Annotated in this window: 20 protein-coding genes; 11 read left to right on the top strand and 9 right to left on the bottom strand. The window is 66.8% G+C overall.

The window, feature by feature from the left end; all coding sequences use genetic code 11:
• From WKW79_RS08650 to WKW79_RS08630, 5 genes are all read left to right on the top strand, one after another.
• Positions 1 to 798, top strand: a complete 798-nt coding sequence (locus WKW79_RS08650; RefSeq protein WP_340334732.1) for a cell division protein FtsQ/DivIB — start codon at positions 1 to 3, stop codon at positions 796 to 798.
• Positions 799 to 819: 21 nt separating this feature from the next.
• Entirely contained in the window at positions 820 to 2,049 is a 1,230-nt protein-coding gene (gene ftsA, locus WKW79_RS08645) for a cell division protein FtsA (RefSeq protein WP_340334731.1), read from the top strand.
• A gap of 188 nt (positions 2,050 to 2,237) precedes the next feature.
• Complete coding sequence (ftsZ, locus tag WKW79_RS08640; protein WP_340334730.1) at positions 2,238 to 3,449, top strand: cell division protein FtsZ; 1,212 nt, start codon at positions 2,238 to 2,240, stop codon at positions 3,447 to 3,449.
• A 308-nt stretch (positions 3,450 to 3,757) separates the two neighbouring features.
• Positions 3,758 to 4,681, top strand: coding sequence for a UDP-3-O-acyl-N-acetylglucosamine deacetylase (gene lpxC / locus WKW79_RS08635; protein ID WP_340335174.1), 924 nt, complete (start codon positions 3,758 to 3,760; stop codon positions 4,679 to 4,681).
• A gap of 19 nt (positions 4,682 to 4,700) precedes the next feature.
• On the top strand, positions 4,701 to 4,877 hold the full coding sequence (locus WKW79_RS08630) for a hypothetical protein (RefSeq protein ID WP_340334729.1): 177 nt from the start codon (positions 4,701 to 4,703) through the stop codon (positions 4,875 to 4,877).
• Between the two features lie 77 nt (positions 4,878 to 4,954).
• Here the strand turns inward: WKW79_RS08630 and ruvC are convergent, their stop codons facing one another.
• The 8 genes from ruvC to WKW79_RS08590 form a co-directional block, all read right to left on the bottom strand.
• Positions 4,955 to 5,497 carry a crossover junction endodeoxyribonuclease RuvC gene (ruvC, locus tag WKW79_RS08625; protein WP_340335173.1) on the bottom strand — a complete coding sequence of 181 codons (543 nt, stop codon included), beginning with the start codon at positions 5,495 to 5,497 and terminating at the stop codon, positions 4,955 to 4,957.
• Between the two features lie 145 nt (positions 5,498 to 5,642).
• A complete protein-coding gene (locus tag WKW79_RS08620; protein WP_340334728.1) occupies positions 5,643 to 6,677 on the bottom strand; it encodes a phosphatidate cytidylyltransferase in 1,035 nt (344 codons plus the stop codon).
• 18 nt (positions 6,678 to 6,695) lie between these two features.
• Complete coding sequence (locus WKW79_RS08615) at positions 6,696 to 7,448, bottom strand: lysophospholipid acyltransferase family protein (RefSeq protein ID WP_340334727.1); 753 nt, start codon at positions 7,446 to 7,448, stop codon at positions 6,696 to 6,698.
• Between the two features lie 36 nt (positions 7,449 to 7,484).
• Positions 7,485 to 8,234, bottom strand: coding sequence for a monofunctional biosynthetic peptidoglycan transglycosylase (mtgA, locus tag WKW79_RS08610; RefSeq protein WP_340334726.1), 750 nt, complete (start codon positions 8,232 to 8,234; stop codon positions 7,485 to 7,487).
• A 9-nt stretch (positions 8,235 to 8,243) separates the two neighbouring features.
• On the bottom strand, positions 8,244 to 9,083 hold the full coding sequence (gene aroE, locus WKW79_RS08605; protein WP_340334725.1) for a shikimate dehydrogenase: 840 nt from the start codon (positions 9,081 to 9,083) through the stop codon (positions 8,244 to 8,246).
• 46 nt (positions 9,084 to 9,129) lie between these two features.
• Positions 9,130 to 9,984, bottom strand: a complete 855-nt coding sequence (locus WKW79_RS08600) for an energy transducer TonB (RefSeq protein WP_340334724.1) — start codon at positions 9,982 to 9,984, stop codon at positions 9,130 to 9,132.
• The gene (locus WKW79_RS08595) at positions 9,981 to 12,032 is read right to left on the bottom strand and encodes a ribonuclease catalytic domain-containing protein (protein ID WP_340334723.1); all 2,052 of its coding nucleotides are present in this window, start codon (positions 12,030 to 12,032) and stop codon (positions 9,981 to 9,983) included. The genes WKW79_RS08600 and WKW79_RS08595 overlap by 4 nt, the downstream gene beginning before the upstream one ends.
• A gap of 118 nt (positions 12,033 to 12,150) precedes the next feature.
• Entirely contained in the window at positions 12,151 to 12,747 is a 597-nt protein-coding gene (locus WKW79_RS08590) for a YqiA/YcfP family alpha/beta fold hydrolase (RefSeq protein ID WP_340334722.1), read from the bottom strand.
• Between the two features lie 212 nt (positions 12,748 to 12,959).
• On the opposite strand from WKW79_RS08590, the gene WKW79_RS08585 reads away from it, so the two are divergent.
• The 6 genes from WKW79_RS08585 (at position 12,960) to WKW79_RS08560 (ending at position 20,961) form a co-directional block, all read left to right on the top strand.
• Positions 12,960 to 13,703, top strand: a complete 744-nt coding sequence (locus tag WKW79_RS08585) for a response regulator (protein WP_340334721.1) — start codon at positions 12,960 to 12,962, stop codon at positions 13,701 to 13,703.
• On the top strand, positions 13,703 to 15,529 hold the full coding sequence (locus WKW79_RS08580) for a sensor histidine kinase (RefSeq protein WP_340334720.1): 1,827 nt from the start codon (positions 13,703 to 13,705) through the stop codon (positions 15,527 to 15,529). Before WKW79_RS08585 ends, WKW79_RS08580 begins: the two co-directional genes overlap by 1 nt.
• 40 nt (positions 15,530 to 15,569) lie before the next feature.
• A complete protein-coding gene (rodA, locus tag WKW79_RS08575) occupies positions 15,570 to 16,724 on the top strand; it encodes a rod shape-determining protein RodA (protein WP_340334719.1) in 1,155 nt (384 codons plus the stop codon).
• Between the two features lie 93 nt (positions 16,725 to 16,817).
• On the top strand, positions 16,818 to 18,128 hold the full coding sequence (locus tag WKW79_RS08570; protein ID WP_340334718.1) for a serine hydrolase domain-containing protein: 1,311 nt from the start codon (positions 16,818 to 16,820) through the stop codon (positions 18,126 to 18,128).
• Positions 18,129 to 18,173: 45 nt separating this feature from the next.
• On the top strand, positions 18,174 to 19,634 hold the full coding sequence (tldD, locus tag WKW79_RS08565) for a metalloprotease TldD (RefSeq protein ID WP_340334717.1): 1,461 nt from the start codon (positions 18,174 to 18,176) through the stop codon (positions 19,632 to 19,634).
• Between the two features lie 205 nt (positions 19,635 to 19,839).
• Positions 19,840 to 20,961, top strand: coding sequence for a 3-deoxy-7-phosphoheptulonate synthase (locus tag WKW79_RS08560; protein ID WP_340334716.1), 1,122 nt, complete (start codon positions 19,840 to 19,842; stop codon positions 20,959 to 20,961).
• A gap of 42 nt (positions 20,962 to 21,003) precedes the next feature.
• Here WKW79_RS08560 and WKW79_RS08555 read toward each other — a convergent pair whose 3' ends face one another.
• Positions 21,004 to 21,504 carry a cupin domain-containing protein gene (locus WKW79_RS08555; RefSeq protein ID WP_340334715.1) on the bottom strand — a complete coding sequence of 167 codons (501 nt, stop codon included), beginning with the start codon at positions 21,502 to 21,504 and terminating at the stop codon, positions 21,004 to 21,006.
• Position 21,505 lies beyond the last annotated feature (1 nt).

Below are 21,505 nucleotides of genomic sequence, written 5' to 3'. Positions count from 1 at the left end.
ATGGCAGACAGCATCCCCGTCCCCTTCGACGTCAGGCTGATGAACATCACGGCGAACCTGGTGTTCGTGGCGTGTGCGCTCGTGCTGCTGGCGGCGGGGGGCTGGTGGGTGCTGCGGCAACCCTTCTTTCCGCTGGCCGCGATCCGCGTGGACGGCCAGGTGACGCACAACAACGAGATCACCTTGCGGGCCAACGTCGCGCCACAACTGTCGGGCAACTTCTTCACCGTCGACCTGGCCAAGGCGCGAGCCGCCTTCGAGTCGGTGCCATGGGTGCGCAAGGCCGTCGTGCGACGCGAGTTCCCGAACCGTCTGCGCGCCACGCTGACCGAGCAGGTGCCGGTGGCGCACTGGGGCGACGAGGCCGCGTCCAAGCTGGTCAACAACTTCGGCGAAGTCTTCGAAGCCAACGTGGCCGAGGTCGACGACGACCTGCCGCGGCTCGACGGCCCGGTCGACCAGGCCGGACAGGTGCTCGGCATGTACCGCGTGCTGGCGCCGATCTTCCAGCCCTATGAACTCAAGATCGACGAACTGGAACTCTCGGGACGCGGCAGCTGGAAGGTGACGCTCAACACCGGCGCCATCATCGAACTCGGCCGCGGCAACGCCGACCAGGTTGCGTTGCGCCTGCAGGTGTTCCTGAAATCAGTGACAGCGGTGGCCCAGCAGTATGGCCGCAGCCTGTCCTACGTCGAAGGTGCCGACCTGCGGCACCGGGATGCTTATGCGCTGCGCATGCGCGGCGTCACCACGGTGGTCAACGATCCCAAGAAGACCGACCCCAAGAAGAAATAGAGAACCCAAGGACTTTCACGCATGCCCAAAGAATACAAAGACCTTGTTGTCGGACTCGACATCGGCACCGCCAAGGTGATGGTGGTCGTGGCCGAGGTGCTGCCCAATGGCGAGCTGAAGCTGGCCGGCCTCGGCGTGGCGCCGAGCAATGGCCTGAAGCGCGGCGTCGTGGTGAACATCGATGCCACCGTGCAGAGCATCCAGCAGGCGCTCAAGGAAGCCGAACTGATGGCCGACTGCAAGATCGGCCGCGTCTATACCGGCATCACCGGCAGCCACATCCGCGGCATCAACTCCAGCGGCATGGTCGCGGTGAAGGACAAGGAAGTGACGCCGGCCGACGTGGCCCGTGTGGTCGAGACGGCGCGCGCCATCAACATCTCCAGCGACCAGCGCCTCTTGCTGGTGGAGCCGCAGGAGTTCGTGATCGACGGCCAGGACGTGAAGGAGCCGATCGGCATGAGCGGCATGCGCCTCGAAGCCAAGGTGCACATCGTGACCGGCGCCCAGAGCGCGGCCGAGAACATCATCAAGTGCGTGCGCCGCTGCGGCCTGGAAGTGGACCAGTTGATGCTGAACCCGCTGGCCTCCGCGCAGGCGGTGCTGAGCGAGGACGAGCGCGAACTGGGCGTGTGCCTGGTCGACATCGGCGCCGGCACGACGGACGTGGCGATCTTCACCAACGGCGCGATCCGCCACACCGCCGTGATCCCGATCGCCGGCGACCTGATCACCAGCGACATCGCGATGGCCCTGCGCACGCCGACCAAGGACGCGGAAGACATCAAGGTCGAGAACGGCTTTGCCAAGCAACTGTTGGCAGACCCGGAAACCCAGGTGGAAGTGCCGGGCCTCGGCGACCGCGGCCCGCGCATGCTGAGCAAGCAGGCGCTGGCCGGCGTGATCGAGCCGCGCATCGAGGAGATCTTCTCGCTGGTGCAGCAGGTGGTGCGTGAGTCGGGTTTCGAGGAGGTGCTGTCCTCCGGCGTGGTGCTGACCGGCGGCAGCGCGGTGATGCCCGGCATGGTCGAACTCGGCGAGGACATCTTCCTCAAGCCGGTGCGGCGCGGCATCCCCAAGTATTCGAGCGCGCTGTCGGACATGGTGGCCCAGCCCCGTGCCGCGACGGTGATGGGCCTGCTGGAAGAGGCCCGCTTCGCGCGCATGCGTGGCTTCAAGGTGGCCCAGAAGAACGGCTCGGTAAAGACCGCGTTCGGGCGCTTCAAGGACTTCATCGTGGGGAACTTCTGATCATGCCCATCGCCATATTGAACGCCGCGGGTCACCAGTTCCATCACGCGCGCGCCGGACCCTGTCGTCATTACAACGAGCGATGGCGACGCACCGGGCCACCGCCATAGGGAGCCAACCGTCACTGCGTCAGACAACAAGAAATTCACTCATTAAATAACGGCAACTGCAAATTGAAGGAGTCAAAGATGACCATCGAAATGATCGAAATGGAAGAGTTCAATCAGGGCACGCAGATCAAGGTGATCGGCGTGGGCGGCGGTGGCGGCAATGCGGTCGCGCACATGATCGAGCGCGGCGTGCAGGGCGTGCAGTTCTCCTGCGCGAACACCGATGCGCAGGCGCTGTCACGCAGCAACGCACCCAAGCTGATCCAGCTCGGCATCAACGGCCTGGGCGCGGGCGGCAAGCCGGACAAGGGTCGTGAAGCGGCGGAAGCGGCCATCGACGAGATCCGCGCGGCCATCGACGGCGCGCACATGCTGTTCATCACCGCCGGCATGGGCGGCGGCACCGGCACCGGCGCGGCGCCCGTGATCGCACGCGTGGCCAAGGAGATGGGCATCCTGACCGTGGGCGTGGTCACCAAGCCCTTCGACTGGGAAGGCGGCAAGCGCATGAGCAATGCCGACAACGGCCTGGCCGAGCTGGAAGCGAACGTCGACTCGCTGATCGTGATCCTGAACGAGAAGCTGCTGGAAGTGCTGGGCGACGACGTGACCCAGGCCGAGGCCTTCGCGCATGCCAACGACGTGCTGAAGAACGCAGTGGGCGGCATCTCGGAAATCATCAACGAGTACGGCGGCGTGAACGTCGACTTCGAGGACGTGCGCACCGTGATGGGCGAGCCCGGCAAGGCCATGATGGGCACGGCGGCTGCGAGCGGCCCGGACCGCGCGCGCATCGCCGCCGAGCAGGCCGTGGCCTGCCCGCTGCTGGAAGGCATCGACCTGTCGGGCGCCAAGGGCGTGCTGGTCCTGGTGACGGCATCGAAGGGCTCCTTGAAGCTGGCCGAATCGAAGCTCGCGATGAACACGATCCGTGCCTACGCCTCGCCCGATGCGCATGTGATCTACGGCGCGGCCTATGACGAGAACCTCGGCGATGAAATGCGCGTGACGGTGGTTGCCACCGGCCTGTCGCGCCAAGGTGTCAGCCGCAAGCCGGAGCTGGAAGTGATCCGCCGCACCGGTACCGACAACGTGGGCTTCAGCTTGCCGACGCTCAACACCGGCGCGACCGGGCATGGCGGACCCGGCAATACGAAGTACGACAACATGTCGGTACCTAGCGTCTGGCGCACCAACCGCACGATGGCCACTGCGAAGGTGGATGCGCTGTCGTCGGGCGGCATGGAAGACATCGAGATCCCCGCCTTCCTCCGCCGCCAAGCTGACTGATATGGCATTGAGCTACTGCGCACCCCAATCTCGCGCCTGCGCTGCTCGCCGTACAGGAGTACGGCTGCGCTGCTCGGCGCGACCTTGGGGCGCTCGCTACGCTCACTGCCACATCAGTCGGGCCGGGGTGCTGCCGTGCTGATTTGCGGCTGTGCTGCTTGGCCCAACCCCGGGGCGCTCGCTGCGCTGTCGGCCGCATCAATCGGGCCGGGGTGGAGCCATCGGGCCAGGAGGGCGCGATGTCGGCTATTGGCGCGATAGCCCGGCGGGTGGTGCGGTCGGGGCCGCCGGCTCCTAAAATCACGGCCGTGCTGCAACAACGAACTCTCAAGGCCATCACGCGCGCGGTCGGCGTGGGGCTTCACAGCGGGCAACGCGTCGAGCTGACGCTGAGGCCTGCGCCGGTGGACACCGGCATTGTTTTCCGTCGCGTCGACCTGCCGGAGCCGGTCGATATCGCGATGACGCCGGAGGCGGTGACGGACACGCGCCTGGCCTCGACCATTTCTTCCAATGGCGCCAAGGTGCAGACCATCGAGCACCTGATGTCGGCCTGCGCCGGGCTCGGCATCGACAACCTGCGCATCGACATCACGGCCGACGAGGTGCCGATCCTGGACGGGTCGGCTTCGTCCTTCGTGTTCCTGCTGCAAAGCGCGGGCATCGTGTTGCAGGCCGCGCCGAAGCGCTTCATCCGGGTGATCAGCCCGGTGGAGGTGCATGAGGGCAAGGACCATGACGCCAAGTGGGCGCGGCTGGACCCGTACCACGGCTACAAGCTCAGCTTCGAGATCGACTTCGACCATCGCGTGGTGAGCTCGACCGGGCAGCGCTTCGAATTCGACCTGGGCAGCGGTTCGTACAGTCGCGACATCGCACGGGCGCGGACTTTCGGTTTCACCAAGGAAGTCGAGTACATGCGCAGCAAGGGGCTCGCGCTCGGCGGCGGGCTCGACAACGCCGTGGTCATGGACGACACCAAGGTGCTCAATGCCGGCGGACTGCGCTATGACGACGAGTTCGTGAAGCACAAGATCCTCGATGCGATGGGCGACCTCTATGTGGTGGGCCGTCCGTTGCTGGCAGCGTACAGCGCGTTCCGCTCCGGGCACGGGCTCAACAACAAGCTGCTGCGCGCGCTGATGCAGCAACCCGACGCCTGGGAAATCGTCAGCTTCGACGATGAGAAGCGCGCCCCTGCCGGTTTCGCCGAAGTCGCGCGCGCCTGGTAGCGCAGCGCCGCAACCCTCGATGCTTCTCTTTCGCTGGGCCATCCTGCTGTTGCTGCTGGTGGCCGGCGTGTCCTTCGCCTTCTATGCCGGCACCGGCCAGGTCAAGTACCGGCGCTTTGGCTGGATCGTGCTCAAGTGGACGATCCTGGCGGCGTTCGGCTTCTTCGCGGTGCTGATTGCGGAGCGCGGGTTCTGATCCTTGGTTGATCGGAGGCCGTCGAATGCGGTCAAGTCCGATCCCGCATTCACGATAGTGGCGCGCGCAGGCTCAGTTCAGCGCGTCCGCCCCTGCCGATACCCACCGCCTGAGCCTTTGGTCACGGCAGCCCCCAGCCGCTCCATCGACTTCCCCACATGCGCATGCGTGATCGCGATGCCCAGCGCATCGGCCGCATCTGCGCCGGGCAGTCCGGGCAGGTTCAACAGCCGCTTCACCATCTCCTGCACCTGCGCCTTGGCCGCGTTGCCGTGGCCGGCCACGGCCTGCTTCATCTGAAGGGCGGTGTACTCGGCCACACTGAGCTTGTTGACCACCAGTGCCGTCAGGCAGGCGCCGCGTGCCTGGCCCAGCATCAGCGTGGACTGCGGGTTGACGTTGACGAACACGATCTCCACGGCCGCGGCGGTCGGCTGGTAGCGCTCGGCAATCTCGCCGATGCCATCGAACAGGACCTTGAGCCGCAGCGCCAGTTCGCCGCCGACCATGTGCTTGGTGCTGATGGTGCCGCTGGCCACGTAGCGCAGCGAATGGCCATCCGCATCGATCACGCCGAAGCCGGTGGTCTGCAGGCCGGGGTCAATGCCGAGGATGCGCATTTGAGTGGGGGAGAACATTGAACAGGACTGTAGTGGATGCCGCGCCGCTGAGGCACGCGGAGGCGGCCAGTCGTGTGCTGGACAGGTGATCGGCGGTGCTGAGATTGCAGGCTTGAGCGAATGCGACCGTCGCAAGCGCGCAGCCTCAAACCCCGAAGTACCAGCGGACCGAATGAAAGAAGATCGGCGCCGCAAAACACAGCGCATCCACCCGGTCCAGCAAGCCCGCGGCCCCGGTCACGCCCACGCCCTTCTGCCCCCAGTGCGGTATCCCTCGGTCACGCTTGAGCGCCTTCATCACCAGGTGGCCCATCGAGCCCGCCACGCAGGCGATCAAGGACATCGCCATCGCCTGCCCATACTTGAAGGGCGTGATGAAGGACATCAGGCCGCCCACCACGGTGCCGATGGCCATGCCGGCGCTCCAGCTGGCCCAGTTGAAGCTTCGGCTCACGTTCGGCGCGAAGGGCGGGCGCGTCAGCCAGCGCCGCAGCTTGCTGGTGCCTTCGGCTGGCGGATAAACGAAGTGCCGCGCGATCACGTGCTGGACCACCATGCAGGCCTGCACCACGAACACCAGGAAGAACACGAGGAACGCGCTCTTGCCCTCGAAGCCCGGAAAGGACAGCATCAGCAGCGCAGGCACGTGGCTCATGCCGTAGACGCAGACCATGATGCCCCACTGCAACTTGGCATTGCGTTCCAGGAAGTGGCTCGGGTCGTTGGCCAGCGCGCTGACCGTGGGAATGGCAAGGAACACGTACACCGGGATGAACACGGTGAAGAGGTTGAAGTGCGCCGTGCCCACGAGGATGAACTGCAACGGCAGCACCACGAAGAAGGCCAGGATCAGGCTGCGGTGGTCACCACGCCGCGTCGGCGACAGCGTGATGAACTCGCGCAGCGCCAGGAACGCGAACAGGCCGAACAGGAAGGTCGCGGCGCCCGGCCCCAGCACCCAGCCGGTCCAGAACAACACCGCCATGCCCCAACTGGTACGCAGCAGCCGACGGAAGTCGTTGAAGTCCTGCAACCACGCTTCGCCGCGGTCGTGGTTGCGGCGCTCTCGCAGGCCGATGATCAATGTCGCGATGCTGACGATTGCCAGGATGCCGAAGACGATCAGGAACAGCAAGCCGACCTGGTGCTCCGGCGTCATGCTGCGCAAGGTTTGGTTCATGAACGAAGCTTCTTCATTTCAGACGTCGCGCAGCGCGAGCACGGCGGCACGGGCGCGTTCCAGGAAGGGCCGGCGTTGCTCGCCTTCCTCCACCTGTATCGGCGCGCCGAAGGTCACGGAGCAGAGGATCGGCACGGGCACCACTTCGCCCTTTGGCATCACGCGCTGGATGTTGTCGATCCAGGCCGGCACCAGCACCACTTCCGGGAACATCTTGGCGAGTGCATAGAGGCCCGACTTGAACTTCTGCGGTTCGCCGGTGTTGCCGCGCGTGCCTTCGGGAAAGATGATGATCGAGTCACCGCTCTTGAGTGCATCGACGAGGGGCGTCAGCGGGTCGCTGCTGTCCAAAGGTGCCGCAGGTGCCGCGGCTTCAGGCTGGGGCGCGGGTTCCTCCGGCGGGACCAGCGGCAGCTGGATTGCGCCGACCGGCTCCATCGAGGGTTCGACACGTTCGGGCGGCGGGGGAGGTGGGGCCGGCGGTGCGGCCGCCTGGCCTCGATCCACATACACCGCATGGAACACCTCAGTCGTGATCCAGCGCTTGACCGGGGTGTTGGCCCAATAGTCCTTCGCTGCGATCGGCCGGGTGATCACGCGCAGTTCCTCGGGCAGCGCCGCCCAGATCATGACGATGTCGGCATGGCTCTGGTGGTTCGCGAAGTAGATGCGCTGCTCGGCCTTGGGCGGACAACCATACCAACGTGCCTGGGAGCCGGTGAGCAAGCGCACCACCCCAAGCAATATCCATCCCACGATTTTTGCCAACATGGCGGCGATGATACGGGCGCGCCGGCCCGATCCGCCTCAGGGCAGGTCCGCCGACGGCATGCGCGCGACGATCGTCGCGCTGCGCCCCATGATGTAGGCGGAGGTCGGCCGGCGCTCGAAGAACTTCGGGCTCGGCAGCATCACCGCGAGTCGCGCCGCCTCGTTGGCATTCAGTCGTGACGCCGACTTGTTGAAGTAGTGCCGCGACGCGGCCTCGGCGCCGAACACGCCTTCGCCCCATTCGACGTTGTTCAGGTAGATCTCGAGGATGCGCTGCTTGCTCAGCATCAATTCCAGCAGCGTCGCGAGCACCAGTTCCTGGCCCTTGCGCAGCAGCGTGCGCTCGCCCGACAGCAGCAGGTTCTTCGCGAGTTGCTGCGTGATGGTCGAGCCGCCGCGCAGCTTTGGCGGGCGCACCGGCTTGCCGGCCGCCGCGGCCTGTGCCGCGCGTTTGGCGGCCAGTTCCTCGGCCTTGGCATTGCGCTGGCGGGCCTTCTCGATGGCTTCCCATTCCACGCCCTGGTGGTAGATGAATTCCCCATCTTCACTGGCGATCACGGCGCGCTTGAGCGTCTCCGAGATCTGCGCGTAGGGGACCCAATCCTGCTGCCATTCGCGCCCGCCATTGGCTCGGCCTTTCGTGGCGATCTGCCAAGCCTCGGAACGCTGGAACGCGGTCGATTCGGGATTGATCGCGGCCATCATCGCGATCCGCGCGACAAAGAAGAGTTGCAACGCCAGCCCTGCCACCAGCAGGCACAGCACCCAACGGAACACCGCACGCATCGTCGTTCGTCAGCCTGCGACCAGCGCGCGCAACTCGCCCAGCACCTGGGCCGATGGCGGCCGGACGCCGCGCCAGGTCGCGAAGGCTTCGGCCGCCTGCTCGACCAGCATGCCGAGGCCATCGCGCGGCACGGCGCCGTTGTCGCGCGCCCAGTCCAGGAAGCCTTGCGCCGCCGGCCCGTACATCATGTCGACCGCCAGCGCACCAGGCTTCAACACGCTCGCGGCCACGGGCACGCCGCCGCCGCTCAGACTCGACGCCGTGGCATTGACGATCACGTCGAAGCTGCCGCTGACGGTGTCGAGCTCCTGCGCCTCGATCTCGGCATGGTGCGACAAGGCCAGCGCCGCATGCCGCTGCACCAGCGTCACCGCCTTGCCCAGCGTGCGGTTGGCCACCACGACGCGTCGCGCACCGGCTTCCAGGAAGGGACCCAGCACGCCTGACGCACCGCCGCCCGCACCGACCAGCAGCACATCGCGGCCTCGCATCTCGACGCCGGCATTGCGCGTGATGTCGTTGACGAGGCCGGCACCGTCCGTGTTGTCGCCATGGACGCCGTCGTCACGAAAGCTCAATTGATTCACCGCCTGCGCCAGTGCTGCGCGCGGCGTCACGTGCTGCGCCATGGCAGCGGCATCGAACTTGAAGGGCACCGTGATGTTGCAGCCGCGCGCCGTGCCCGCGGTGTCGGCTCGGAACGCGGCCACCGCCTGCGCGAAGCCACCCATCGGCACGAGGCGCCGGCCATAGTCCAGCGTCTGCCCGGTGAGTTCGGCGAAGCGCATGTGAATCCACGGCGAGCGGCTGTGCTCGATCGGGTTGCCCATCACGCAATACAGGTCCATGGCCTTCTCCCTCTTGTCTCTTGCAAAGTCGCGACTTGAAGCGCCGTCAGGGTGCGGAGGGGCGCGCCTCGAGCGTCTCGTCGCGGGTGAACCGGAAGCGCGAGGGCAGCACGATCTGGTCGGCCTGCCGGCGCATCGCGTCGGTGAACTTGCCGAAGTTGCCGATGCTGCGCACGATCGCCTGGGCGCGCTTGTCGAGCACGGTGTTGCCCGAGCTCTCCACGATCTCGGCGCCGACCACGCTGCCGTCGAAGTTGATGGTGACCAGCATGGTCAGCGCGCCGTACAGCTTCTTGCCCGCGGCCTCGGGGAAGTTCTCGGTGCCGCGCGCCTCGATGCGGCGGCGCAGGGCATCGACGTACATCGCGTAGGCGGCCTCGCGCGTGGCGGGGCTGATGTAGCGCTTCTTGGGCCGCGCGTTCTCTTCGTTGACGCGCTTCTCGATCTCGGCGAGCAGTTCAAGCAACTGCCGGCGTTGTTCCTCGCGGTCGCTGCTTTGCGTCGGGTCACCCGAATTGCGCGGATCGGGCAGCGGCATGGTCGCGAGTTGCTGCCGGATCTGCGCGAGCAACAGTTGCTGCTGCGCCTGCATCGATTCGACCTGGCGCTGCGAATCCTCGGACGCATCGCCCACCGCGGTGAAGGCGGAGGGAGGCAGCGGGCTGGTGGCCCGGCCGCGCTCCAGGTCACCACCGCCCGCCAGCGAGCGCTGCGCGATGGCCTGTGCCTTGTCAGGCTTCTCGTTGGTCGACGCATTGACCAGGATGACTTCGAGCGCGGTCTCCTTGAACGCGCGGTCGAAGGCTTCGGGATCGGCAAAGCGCACGGCCAGCAACACACCGTGGGCGAGGATCGAGATCCCCAGCGCGATCTGAAGGACGCTGAAGTCGCGCAGGTTCATGCGGGCACGTTGTCCGGCGTGGCCTCGCTGTCCGCCAGGTCCACGGCGATGGCGATCGGTCCGGCGACTTCCTCTTCGTCGCCGCCCTCATCCTCGATGTCCGCATCGGGCGCCGCATCGAGCCGTGCCAGCACGGTGCCGTGCACGTCGAGCGAGATCTCGTCGATGTCGCCGAGCTTCACCCGCACGTGTGCGCCGCGCTCCTGCTGGCCGGCCACCGGGAACACCAGCGGCAGGTTGTCGGCACGCACCAGCGCACCGTTCGGGAAGTCCTTCATCACGGTCGCGTCCAGTTCGGTGATGCCGTTCTGCTGCAGGTACTTGAGCGTCCAGAAGCGCTCCATGCCGGCCTGGTAGCCGTTGTAGGTGCTGTAGGCCGCGTCGAAGCCGGAGAGGATCGAGAACAGGTCGGCGTCCTTCGGCTTGAAGGGGGCGGCCAGTGCGGCGGTCTTGCCGTGGCGCGCGGCCGCGATGATCTGCCACTGGTTGACCAAGTCGGTGTAGCGGCGCAGCGGCGAGGTGCTCCAGGCATAGCTCTTGACGCCGATGCCGGCATGCGGCGCAGGCTTGGTGCCCATGCGCACCTTCACGCCCGGCGCCAGGCTGGCCTGGCTGCGGTAGAGGCCCGGCACGCCGAACTCGCCGAGCCAGCTGCCCCAGGTGCTGTTGGCCAGGATCATGGCCTCGGCCACGATCAGGTCCAGCGGGGCGCCGCGGCGGCGCGTGCTGATGCTGACCTTTTCTTCACCGGACGGCTCGCCGACGTTGCCTTCCAGGCGGAAGTTGTAGTCGGGACGGTTGAAGTTCTCCGGCTTGCCGCGCACGACCTCGCGCTGCGCCTTGAGGCTGCGCGCCAGGCGGAACAGGAAGGTCAGCGGCTCGCGCACTTGAACGGCCACCGGCGGTGCATCGCCGTTCGGCACGCTCGGGTCGGTCAGCCATTCCTCGCTGACGAAGGCATCGAGCTGGTCGTGCCGCAGGTTGGCGACGATCGGCACGCGCTCCAGTTTCGTCTCGGTGCCCTTCAGTTCCAGCGAGGCTTCATCGAAGGTCGCGTAGAGCGAGACGGCAGGGCAGTCGCGCCCCTCCTGCAAGGTGTAGGCATTGACGATGTCGTCCGGCAGCATCGTGATCTTGTAGCCCGGCATGTAGACCGTCGACATGCGGTTGCGCGCCACCTGGTCGATGGCACTGCCGGGCACCAGCGCCAGGCCGGGCGCGGCGATGTGGATGCCGACCACGACCGTGCCGCTGCCGAGGCCGCGCACCGACAGCGCGTCGTCGATCTCGGTGGTCTGCGAATCGTCGATGGAGAAGGCCTCCACGCCTTCGGCCAGCGGCAGCGCATCGGTGATGGCGGGAGCCTGCAGCGCAGGGAAGGCCGTGCCCTTGGGGAAGTTCTCGAACAGGAAACGCTTCCAGTGGAACTGGTAGGCCGAATCGATCGCCCCGGCGCGTTCCAGCAACTCCAGCGGCGGACGCTGCGAGGCGCGCGAGGCATCGACCACGGCTCGGTATTCGGGCGCGTTCTTGTCGGGCTTGAAGAGGATCTTGTAGAGCTGGTCGCGGACCGGCGCCGGGCACACGCCCTCGACCAACTGCTTCGCCCATTCGGCGATCTGCGCCGCGACCTGCTTCTTCTTCTCGATGGCGGCCAGCGCCTGCTGCACGATCTCGGCGGGCGCCTTCTTGAAGCGGCCCTTGCCGGCGCGGCGGAAGTAGTGCGGCGCATCGAACAGCCCGAACAGCGCGGCGGCCTGCTGCGCCAGCGTGGGCTTGTCCTGGAAATAGTCGGCGGCCAGGTCGGCGAAACCGAATTCGCCCTCCGGCGAAAACTCCCAGGCCAAGTCGAGGTCCATGGTCGTGGCCAGGGCGCGCGCCTCGGCGATCAACTCGGCCGGGCCGGGCTTCTCGAAGCGCAGCACGATGTTGGCAGCCTTGACCTTGACGCGCTTGCCCGTGTCGAGCTCGACCTGGGCCGAGGCTTCCGCCTCCGACAGCACGCGTCCGCCAAGGTACTTGCCGGCTTCTTCAAACAATACAAACATGGTGACGATTGTCCCATGGGCCCGCAGCCCGCTTCCCGGGGGCTCACACCTATGGAAGCCGCGGAATTGTCCGTGTGTGGGCACTCACCGGGGAGGGCGCCGCGCCAGGGTCATGCCGCTAAGCGAGATGCAGGAAGGCCATCACCTCGTCCAGGTGCGCCCGTTCGAAATCCGAGAGCGCATGGTCACCCTTCTCCAGCAGCTTGATGCGGCTGCCGGGATAGCGCGCCGACATCTCGCGCCAGTCCAGCACCTCGTCGCCCTTGGCCACGATCGCAAGGCAGCGCTCCGGCCGCGGCAACTGCCCCACTTCCAGCGCCTTCAGTTCACCGATGTATTCCGGGCGGAAATAAAATTGCTGCGATGGGTCGTGCCACTGGACCTGCGTCCCGATGTGGTGCGCCAGGTCGCGCGCAGGATCCACCGCAGGGTTCAGCAGCACGGCCGGGCACCGGGTCATGCCAGCCACGTAGGTCGCATAGAAGCCGCCGAGCGAAGACCCCACCACGGCCATCGAATCCCGCGGCCAGGACGCGATGCCGCGCATCACCATGTCGATCGCTTCGCGCGGCGAAGGCGGCAACTGCGGACACCACCACTGCACCTCCGGATGCGATGCGGCGACGCTACGCGCCATCACCTGCGCCTTGGTCGAATTCGGGGAGGAGCGGAAACCGTGCAAATACAGCAGGTGGGTCGTGGGAACTTGTCGCATGCTATGAAATTGATAGCGGACTGTGCAGGCTGCACGGCCGCTACGGGGTGCTTTTTTCTCGAGGTAAGCCATCGTAGGCGGTCGGGCGGATCCCGGTGGGAACCGGCCAAGCTAGTTTGTAACAAGTGTCGGGGCACTCCGCCCGGCCATGCATCCCATGAATTTGGCATTCAACAATGTGTATTAACTGTTACTAGCTATATGCTTCCGACATGCCCGCCGTTGAACCGACCTTGCCCCCGCCCCCACCCTGGGGCGTCCTGGTGGTGGAGGACGACGACCATGCGCGCGCTTTCTTCGAGGCCAGCGTGCGGCGCAGCCCCCGCTTGCAGTGGCTTGGCGGCGCAGCCTCGGTGCGCGAGGCGCTGGATTGGCTCGATGGCGACGCCGTGATCCCGGACGTGCTGCTGGTCGACCTGGGCCTGCCCGACGGCAGCGGGCTCGACGTGATCTCCGCCGCCGTGGCCCGCTACCCGCAATGCGAACCGCTGGTGATCTCGGTCTTCGGCGACGAGGACAGCGTGCTCGCGAGCATCGAAGCCGGCGCACTTGGTTACATCCACAAGGACGCCGCGCCCGAGGACATCGCCCTGACCATCCTGGAGATGAAGGCCGGAGCTTCGCCGATCTCGCCCATGATCGCGCGGCGCGTGCTGGCCCGCTATCGGCTGTTGCAGGCGAGTGGCCGCTCCGAGCCTGATGCGGCGCCCGCCACACCGCCGCAACGCCCGGACGCCACCGCGCGCGCCCTGCTGTCGCCCCGCGAGCAGGAAGTGCTGACGCTCATCGCCCGCGGCTTCTCGTATGCCGAGATCGCCCGGCTGCAAGGCCTCAGCGTGCACACGGTGCAGACCCATATCAAGCACCTCTACGGCAAGCTGGCGGTGCATTCGAAGAACGAGGCGGTCTTCGAGGCCATGCGCCTCGGCCTGCTGCAGCATCCGGGCGCGGCCTGATGCGCGGTTGGCGCAGCGCGTTCGTCGGGCTGCTGCTGTGGTGGACCTGCGCCTTCGCGTCCGCCCAAACGGGCTCCGCCGTCCTGGAGTTGCGACAGGGCAGTGTCAGCACCACGATCCACGGGCAGACCGCGACGGCGCCGCTGGTGCTGCCCTACAACTGGGACCATGAACAGCATGCACAGCCCGGCACGGCCCGTTTCGAATTGCCTTTCACGCTGCCGCAGCGCCCGGACGGCCCCTGGGCGGTGTACATGCAGCGCGTCGGCAATACCTTCGAGCTGCGTCTCAACGGCGAATTGCTGCGCGTGCACGGCGACCTGTCGCGCGGCAACGGCGCGGACTACGCGAAATCGCCGCGGTCGCTGATGGTCCCGGCGCAGTTGCTGCGCGCCGGCCCCAACCTGCTTGAGATCCGGCTGCGGGCCGATTCCGGCCGCCGTGCAGGCTTGTCGCCGGTCCTGATCGGCCCCGCCGACGACGTGCTGGCCATCTACAGCGCAGCCTACGCCTCGCGCTTCACCGGGTCCGTGCTGCTGGTGGGCTTCAGCGTGGTCGTCGGCGCGATCGCGCTGGCCTTGTGGCTGACCCAGTCCGGCAACAGGGCGACCGGCGGGCGCCGGCGCGAGGCCGTCTACTTCTGGGCCGCGCTGGCCGAATTCTGCTGGGCCCTGCGCGTGGCCGATGCCGCCATCGTCACCCCGCCGATCGGCTGGGTGGGCTGGGGCACGCTGATGACCGCCTGCTATTCAGGCTGGGCCGTGTCGGCGATGCTGTTCTGCCACCATGTCGCGGGCTGGGACCGGCACCCGCGCATGCACTGGATGTGGCGAGCCATGGCCGTCATGTTCCTCGGCTCCATCGCCTGCTGCTGGTTCTCGCTGAGCCAGGCCGACCCGCGCTGGCTGACCGGATGGCTGGCGCTGGAACTGGTCGGCGTGTTCGGCTACATCGGCGTGTTTGCCGCGGCCACGGTGCGGCGCCCGGACACGGCGCGCGTGTTGGTCGGCTCGGCCGCGGTGTTGACCGTCGTGGTCGCGCTACGCGACTGGGCCGTGATCCGGCTCAGCGACAGCTACGGCGAAACCACCTGGGTGCGCTACACCTCGGTGTTCTTCGGCATCGCCTTGCTGGCCATCGTGTTGGAGCGCTTCCACACCGCCAGCACGCAGGCCAAGGAATTGCTCGGCACATTGGCCGCGCGCGTCGCCGACCGCGAGCGTGAACTGGCCTCGACCTACGCCCGGCTCGAAGACGCAAGCCGCGAGCAGGCGCGCACGCACGAGCGCGAGCGCATCCTGCGCGACATGCACGACGGCGTCGGCTCGCACATCAGCGCCGCCATCCACCAGCTCCAGTCCGGCCAGGCGCGGCCGACGGAACTGCTGCGCACGCTGCGCGATTCGCTGGACCAACTCAAGCTGTCGATGGACGCGATCCACATGCCGCCCGGCGACGTGGGTGCGCTGTTGGCCGCGTTGCGCTATCGCCTGGAGCCGCGCCTGGCCGCGTCCAGCGTGGGATTGGAGTGGGCGGTGGAGGAGATCGAACCCGTGTCGCGCCTCGACGGGCCGGCCATGCGGCAACTGCAGTTCCTGCTGTTCGAGGTCATCTCGAACGTGCTGCAGCATGCCGAGGCCAGCGTGTTGCGCATCGAGGCCGCGATGCATGAGGGCGTGCTGCGCTTGCGGGCCGTCGACAACGGCCGCGGCTTCGACGCCAGCCAGCTGCCGCGCGCCCTGCGCCAGCGCGCGCAGGCCATCGGTGTGCAACTGGCACTGGAAAGCCAGCCGGGGCGGACGGTGGTGCAGTTGGCGTTCGTTTGAGGAGCGGCAGGTCACACTCGCGAGGCGATAATTGCGCCCCATGTCGGCCGTCTTCCAGCAACCCTCTCTCGCGCGCCGCATCGCGCCCATCTTCCAGGGCTTCGATGGCTTGCTGGCCTTCGCCGTGGTGCTGCTGGGTTGCGCCGGAATGGTGACCATGTATTCGTCCGGCTTCGACCATGGCACGCGCTTCATGGACCACGGCCGCAACATGCTGCTGGCGGCGTTCATCATGTTCGTGGTGGCGCAAGTACCGCCGCAGCGGCTCATGTCGTTCGCGGTGCCGCTCTACACGGTCGGCGTGGCGCTGCTGATCGCGGTGGCGGTGTTCGGCATCACCAAGAAGGGCGCGCGGCGCTGGATCAACGTGGGCGTGGTGATCCAGCCCAGCGAAATCCTCAAGATCGCCATGCCGCTGATGCTGGCCTGGTGGTTCCAGCGCCGCGAAGGCCAGTTGCGGCCGCTCGATTTCATCGTGGCCACCATCCTGCTGGGCGTGCCGGTCGGCCTGATCATGAAGCAGCCCGACCTCGGCACCGCGCTACTGGTGCTGGCGGCGGGCATGTCGGTGATCTTCTTCGCGGGGTTGTCGTGGAAGCTGATCGTGCCACCGGTGGTGATCGGCCTGGTCGCGGTGGCGCTGATCGTCGGCTACGAATCGACGCTGTGTGCCGACGGCTTCGACTGGCGCGTGCTGCACGACTACCAGAAGCAGCGAATATGCACGCTGCTCGACCCCACCAAGGACCCGCTCGGCAAGGGCTTCCACATCATCCAGGGCATGATCGCCATCGGCTCGGGCGGCATCGGCGGCAAGGGCTTCATGCAGGGCACGCAGACGCACCTGGAGTTCGTGCCCGAGCGCACCACCGACTTCATCTTCGCGGCCTATTCCGAGGAATTCGGCCTGGTCGGCAACGTGTTCCTGATCGTCTCCTTCGTCTTCCTGATCTTTCGCGGGCTGGCCATCGCGATGGACGCACCCACGCTCTTCGCGCGCCTGCTGGCCGGCGCGGTCACGATGATCTTCTTCACCTATGCCTTCGTGAACATGGGCATGGTGAGCGGCATCCTGCCGGTGGTGGGCGTGCCCTTGCCCTTCATCAGCTATGGGGGCACCGCGATGGTGACGCTGGGGCTGGCGCTGGGGATCCTGATGTCGATCTCGCGTGCGCGGCGGTTGATGCAGTCGTAGGTTCAGTGGAGCTCATGTCCCCGGCGCGATAGTCTCGGGTTCCGTCACCGGCTTCAATCGGTGGGCACGACAACACATCAACGGAGACAAGACATGGCGTTCCTCATCGCCCGCGCGAGCGCTGGCATCGCACTGGCCGCGGCCAGCGCATTCAGCATGGCGCAGACACCTCCCGCGCCGCTCTCGGCCACCGACAGCGACCCCGTCAAGCTCGGCTGGATGCAGGGCTCGCCGCCGCCGGCCGACAAGCAGGTCACCTTCCAGAACGGCGGCCAGTTCCCGCAGATCCGCTGGACCCTGCAGCACATGCGCGAGATCGTGCCCAGCCGCAACGTCTGGCGCGGCTCCGGCGCGGCCTTCGAACTGCCGCGCGCCGAGCGCGACTGGTCGGGTTTCACCTTCACCGACGACCGGGGCCAGAAGGTCGGCATCGATGCCTATGCCGAGCGCAGCTACACCGACGCCATCGTCGTGCTGCACAAGGGCCGCGTGGTGCTGGAGCGCTACTGGAGCGGCATGACGCCGAACACGCCGCATGCGGTGTTCTCGGTCACCAAGTCGCTCACCGGCGTGCTGGCCTCGCAACTCATCGCCGAAGGCAAGCTCGACCCGAACGCGAAGGTGTCGAGCTACATCCCCGAACTCGCCGGCACCGCCTGGGACGACGCCACCGTGCAGCAGACGCTCGACATGACGGCCGGCGTCAAGTTCCGCGAGGACTATGCCGACCCGACCTCCGAAGTCATGCAGTACGCGATGTCCTCCGGCCTGGTGCCGACGCCGCCGACCTGGACCGGCCCGCGCGACACCATCACCTTCCTGAAGACGCTGAAGAAGGAGGGCGAGCACGGCGCCGGCTTCTCGTACAAGACGGTTCATTCCGAGATCGTCGGCTGGCTGGTCCACCGCGTCACCGGCAAGCCCTTCTCGCAGAACCTCAGCGAGCGCATCTGGACGCGCATGGGCGCCGAGAACGACGCGTCGATCAACATCGACCGCCTCGGCTTCGAGTCGATGGGCTCGGGCTTCAACGCCACCGCGCGCGACCTGGCCCGGTTCGGCGAGATGCTGCGCAATGACGGGCAGGTCGGCGGCATTTTCAGCCGGCAGCAACTGGTGTCGAAGGCGGCCGTCGACATGATCCGCGCCGGCGGCGACCGCGAGAAGTTCAAGGCTGGCAACCAGGCGGCGCGACCGGGCTACTCGTACCGCAACCAGTGGTGGATCCTGCACAACGCCGACGGCGCCTTCGAGGCCTCGGGCATCCACGGCCAGTACGTCCATGTGAACCCGAAGGCCGAAGTGGTGATCGTCAGGCTTGGCTCGACACCCACCGCGGGGAACGGCCCCCTGCATGGCCTGCACATGCGCGCGTTCCAGGCCATCGCGGATACGGTGCGCTGACCCCACACATCCACGGTGATCATCGGGGCGAGCAATAATGCCCCGATGATCTCCCGCGAACCCACCATCGAGCGCCTCGCCACGGCGCAAAGCCTCCTGCTCACGCCCTTCGGACTCGACGAGTCCCACCTGTCGCGTGCGCTGGCCGAGATCGCCTCGCACAAGGTGGACGACGCCGACCTCTACTTCCAGTACACGCGCAGCGAAGGCTGGAGCCTGGAAGAGGGCATCGTCAAGACCGGCAGCTTCAGCATCGACCAGGGTGTCGGCGTGCGCGCGGTCAGCGGCGAGAAGACGGCGTTTGCCTATTCCGACGACATTTCCGAAGCCTCGCTGCTCGATGCGGCGCGCACGGTGCGCTCGATCTCGTCAGCCGGCCGCTCGGCCCGCGTGAAGGCGCCGGTGCGCAAGATCGCCTCCAGCCGCTCGCTCTACAACGGCATCGACCCGATCTCCACGCTCGACAGCACCGCCAAGGTCGAACTGCTCGGCCGCGTCGAGAAGCTGGCCCGTGCGCGCGACCCGCGCGTGTCGCAGGTGATGGCTGGACTCGCGAGCGAATACGACGTCGTGCTGGTGGCCCGTGCCGATGGCACCTTGGCCGCTGACGTTCGCCCGCTGGTGCGCCTCTCCGTCACGGTGATCGCCGAACAGAACGGCCGCCGCGAAATGGGCTCCGGCGGCGGCGGCGGTCGTTTCGGCCTGGCGTACTTCGACGATGCCCACATTGCCGAATACGTCGAGCAGGCCGTCAGCGCCGCGCTGGTCAACCTCGAATCGCGCCCCGCACCCGCTGGTGAAATGACCGTGGTGCTCGGCCCGGGCTGGCCCGGCATCCTGCTGCACGAAGCCATCGGCCACGGCCTGGAAGGCGACTTCAACCGCAAGGGCTCGAGCGCCTTCTCCGGCCGCATCGGCCAGCGCGTCGCGGCCAAGGGCGTCACGGTGCTCGACGACGGCACCATCGCCGACCGCCGCGGCTCGCTCAACGTCGACGACGAGGGCAATGCCAGTCAGCGCAACGTGCTGATCGAGGACGGCATCCTCAAGGGCTACATCCAGGACGCGCTCAATGCGCGCCTCATGAAGGTCAAGCCCACCGGCAACGGCCGCCGCGAAAGCTATGCCCACGTGCCGATGCCGCGCATGACCAACACCTACATGCTCGGCGGCGACAAGGACCCGAAGGAAATTGTCGCGAGCATCAAGAAGGGCCTCTACGCGACCAACTTCGGCGGCGGGCAGGTCGACATCACGAGCGGCAAGTTCGTGTTCTCGGCGAGCGAGGCCTACTGGGTGGAGAACGGCAAGATCCAGTACCCGGTGAAGGGCGCGACCATCGTCGGCAACGGCCCGGATGCGCTGACGCGCGTGACCATGATCGGCAACGACATGGCGCTCGATTCCGGCGTGGGCACCTGCGGCAAGGAAGGGCAGAGCGTGCCGGTGGGTGTCGGACAGCCCACCCTGCGCATCGATGGCCTGACGGTCGGCGGCACCGCCTAATCGTTACATCGTCGCGCAAGGTCCTGTGCTACATTCGCAACCCATGTCGTTGCGCGCAGTTTTCTTTTTTTCGTACTTTTGGTTCCGGACCCCCGGCGGCCCAGAGGCGAGCGCGTAAAACAAACGCACACCCCCCCAAGACCGCCGGCGCTCACGCCCCGGCGGTTTTTTTATGCCCTTTTGATTTCAAACCAGGAGCTACACGATGACCCCTCCCCACGCCCAGCAGCCCAGCGACAGCTGGTATGCGAACGTCGAAAAGACCAGCCAGACCGACGACGAACGCATCAAGGACATCAACGTGCTGCCCCCACCCGAACATCTGATCCGCTTCTTCCCGATCCGCGGAACGCCGGTCGAGAAGCTGATCACCGGCACGCGGCGCGCGATCCACAACATCATGGCCGGCAAGGATGATCGGCTGCTGGTGATCATGGGCCCGTGCTCCATCCACGACCCGGCTGCCGCGCTCGATTACGCGCGCCGCCTCAAGGTCGAGCGCGAGAAGTACGCCGACTCGCTGGAGATCGTCATGCGTGTCTATTTCGAGAAGCCCCGCACCACGGTCGGCTGGAAGGGCCTGATCAACGACCCGTACCTCGACGAGAGCTACCGCATCGACGAAGGCCTGCGCATCGCTCGCCAGTTGCTCATCGACATCAACCGGCTCGGTCTGCCGGCGGGCAGCGAGTTCCTCGATGTGATCTCACCGCAGTACATCGGCGACCTGATCTCCTGGGGCGCGATCGGCGCGCGCACCACCGAGAGCCAGGTGCACCGCGAGCTGGCCTCCGGCCTGTCGGCGCCGATCGGCTTCAAGAATGGCACTGACGGCAACATCCGCATTGCCACCGATGCGATCCAGGCCGCGGCGCGCGGGCATCACTTCCTGTCGGTGCACAAGAACGGCCAGGTCGCGATCGTGCAGACCAACGGCAACAAGGACTGCCACGTCATCCTGCGCGGCGGCAAGGCGCCCAACTACGACGCGGCCAGCGTGGCCGAAGCGTGCAAGGACCTCGCCGCGGCCAAGCTGCCGCCGACCTTGATGGTTGATTGCAGCCACGCCAACAGCTCGAAGCAGCACCAGAAGCAGATCGACGTGGCGAAGGACATCGCGGCGCAGATCGGCGGTGGCAGCAAGAGCGTGTTCGGCGTGATGATCGAGAGCCACCTGAATGCCGGCGCGCAGAAGTTCACGCCGGGCAAGGACAAGATCGCCGGGCTCGAATACGGCAAGAGCATCACCGATGCCTGCATCGGGTGGGACGATTCGGCGAGCGTGCTGGAGACGCTGTCGCAGGCGGTCAAGCAGCGCCGCGGCTGAGTCTCCTTGTTCCGAAGCGCCCCCCGGCGCGTTCGGGGGCGATCAAATGAGCTCGCCCAGCTCCGGCCAGTGCTGGCGCAGGACGGCGCCCTCCTCGCCGCCGGGCGTCATGAATGAAAAGTCCGCGAAGTCGAAGCCCGGTGCGACCATGCAGGCGGCCAGGCTGAAGTCGCCACTGCCGTGCGCGGCGATCGGACGGGCGGCTTGCCACTGGCCGGCTGGCACCACGTGCTGCGGTCGCGTGCCGTCAGCGTCGACCGGGCCCAGGCATGTGCTCACCGGCGCGGTTCGCAGCACGGCGTCCCAGGTCCAGAGCGTGATCGGCGCGCCTTCGAGGTGGACCCAGACCTCGTCGGACAGCACCCGGTGCCAGCGCGACTGCTGTCCCGCCTCGAGCAGGAAATAGATGCTGGTCAGCGCGTCGCGCTTGGGGCGATCCAGAAGCGGATCCACCTGCGCCGCCGACCGGAACACCTCGCGGTACCAACCCCCCTCGGGGTGCCGTTGCAGGCGAAGGATGTCGATCAACTCCTGCGCGCGCATG

This window comes from Variovorax robiniae, assembly GCF_037889955.1.
Taxonomy (GTDB): Bacteria; Pseudomonadota; Gammaproteobacteria; order Burkholderiales; family Burkholderiaceae_C; genus Variovorax; species Variovorax robiniae.
The sequence above is the reverse complement of the archived record's forward strand: the minus strand, read 5'-3'. Positions and strand labels throughout refer to the sequence as shown.

Excerpts from the sequence above, each read along its gene's own strand:
- WKW79_RS08650 (WP_340334732.1), top strand. The coding sequence starts at position 1 with ATGGCAGACAGCATCCCCGTCCCCTTCGACGTCAGGCTGATGAACATC.
- ftsA (WP_340334731.1), top strand. The coding sequence starts at position 820 with ATGCCCAAAGAATACAAAGACCTTGTTGTCGGACTCGACATCGGCACC.
- ftsZ (WP_340334730.1), top strand. The coding sequence starts at position 2,238 with ATGACCATCGAAATGATCGAAATGGAAGAGTTCAATCAGGGCACGCAG.
- WKW79_RS08630 (WP_340334729.1), top strand. The coding sequence starts at position 4,701 with ATGCTTCTCTTTCGCTGGGCCATCCTGCTGTTGCTGCTGGTGGCCGGC.
- ruvC (WP_340335173.1), bottom strand. The coding sequence starts at position 5,497 with ATGCGCATCCTCGGCATTGACCCCGGCCTGCAGACCACCGGCTTCGGC.
- WKW79_RS08620 (WP_340334728.1), bottom strand. The coding sequence starts at position 6,677 with ATGAACCAAACCTTGCGCAGCATGACGCCGGAGCACCAGGTCGGCTTG.
- WKW79_RS08615 (WP_340334727.1), bottom strand. The coding sequence starts at position 7,448 with ATGTTGGCAAAAATCGTGGGATGGATATTGCTTGGGGTGGTGCGCTTG.
- mtgA (WP_340334726.1), bottom strand. The coding sequence starts at position 8,234 with ATGCGTGCGGTGTTCCGTTGGGTGCTGTGCCTGCTGGTGGCAGGGCTG.
- aroE (WP_340334725.1), bottom strand. The coding sequence starts at position 9,083 with ATGGACCTGTATTGCGTGATGGGCAACCCGATCGAGCACAGCCGCTCG.
- WKW79_RS08600 (WP_340334724.1), bottom strand. The coding sequence starts at position 9,984 with ATGAACCTGCGCGACTTCAGCGTCCTTCAGATCGCGCTGGGGATCTCG.
- WKW79_RS08595 (WP_340334723.1), bottom strand. The coding sequence starts at position 12,032 with ATGTTTGTATTGTTTGAAGAAGCCGGCAAGTACCTTGGCGGACGCGTG.
- WKW79_RS08590 (WP_340334722.1), bottom strand. The coding sequence starts at position 12,747 with ATGCGACAAGTTCCCACGACCCACCTGCTGTATTTGCACGGTTTCCGC.
- WKW79_RS08585 (WP_340334721.1), top strand. The coding sequence starts at position 12,960 with ATGCCCGCCGTTGAACCGACCTTGCCCCCGCCCCCACCCTGGGGCGTC.
- WKW79_RS08580 (WP_340334720.1), top strand. The coding sequence starts at position 13,703 with ATGCGCGGTTGGCGCAGCGCGTTCGTCGGGCTGCTGCTGTGGTGGACC.
- rodA (WP_340334719.1), top strand. The coding sequence starts at position 15,570 with ATGTCGGCCGTCTTCCAGCAACCCTCTCTCGCGCGCCGCATCGCGCCC.
- WKW79_RS08570 (WP_340334718.1), top strand. The coding sequence starts at position 16,818 with ATGGCGTTCCTCATCGCCCGCGCGAGCGCTGGCATCGCACTGGCCGCG.
- tldD (WP_340334717.1), top strand. The coding sequence starts at position 18,174 with ATGATCTCCCGCGAACCCACCATCGAGCGCCTCGCCACGGCGCAAAGC.
- WKW79_RS08560 (WP_340334716.1), top strand. The coding sequence starts at position 19,840 with ATGACCCCTCCCCACGCCCAGCAGCCCAGCGACAGCTGGTATGCGAAC.
- WKW79_RS08555 (WP_340334715.1), bottom strand. The coding sequence starts at position 21,504 with ATGCGCGCGCAGGAGTTGATCGACATCCTTCGCCTGCAACGGCACCCC.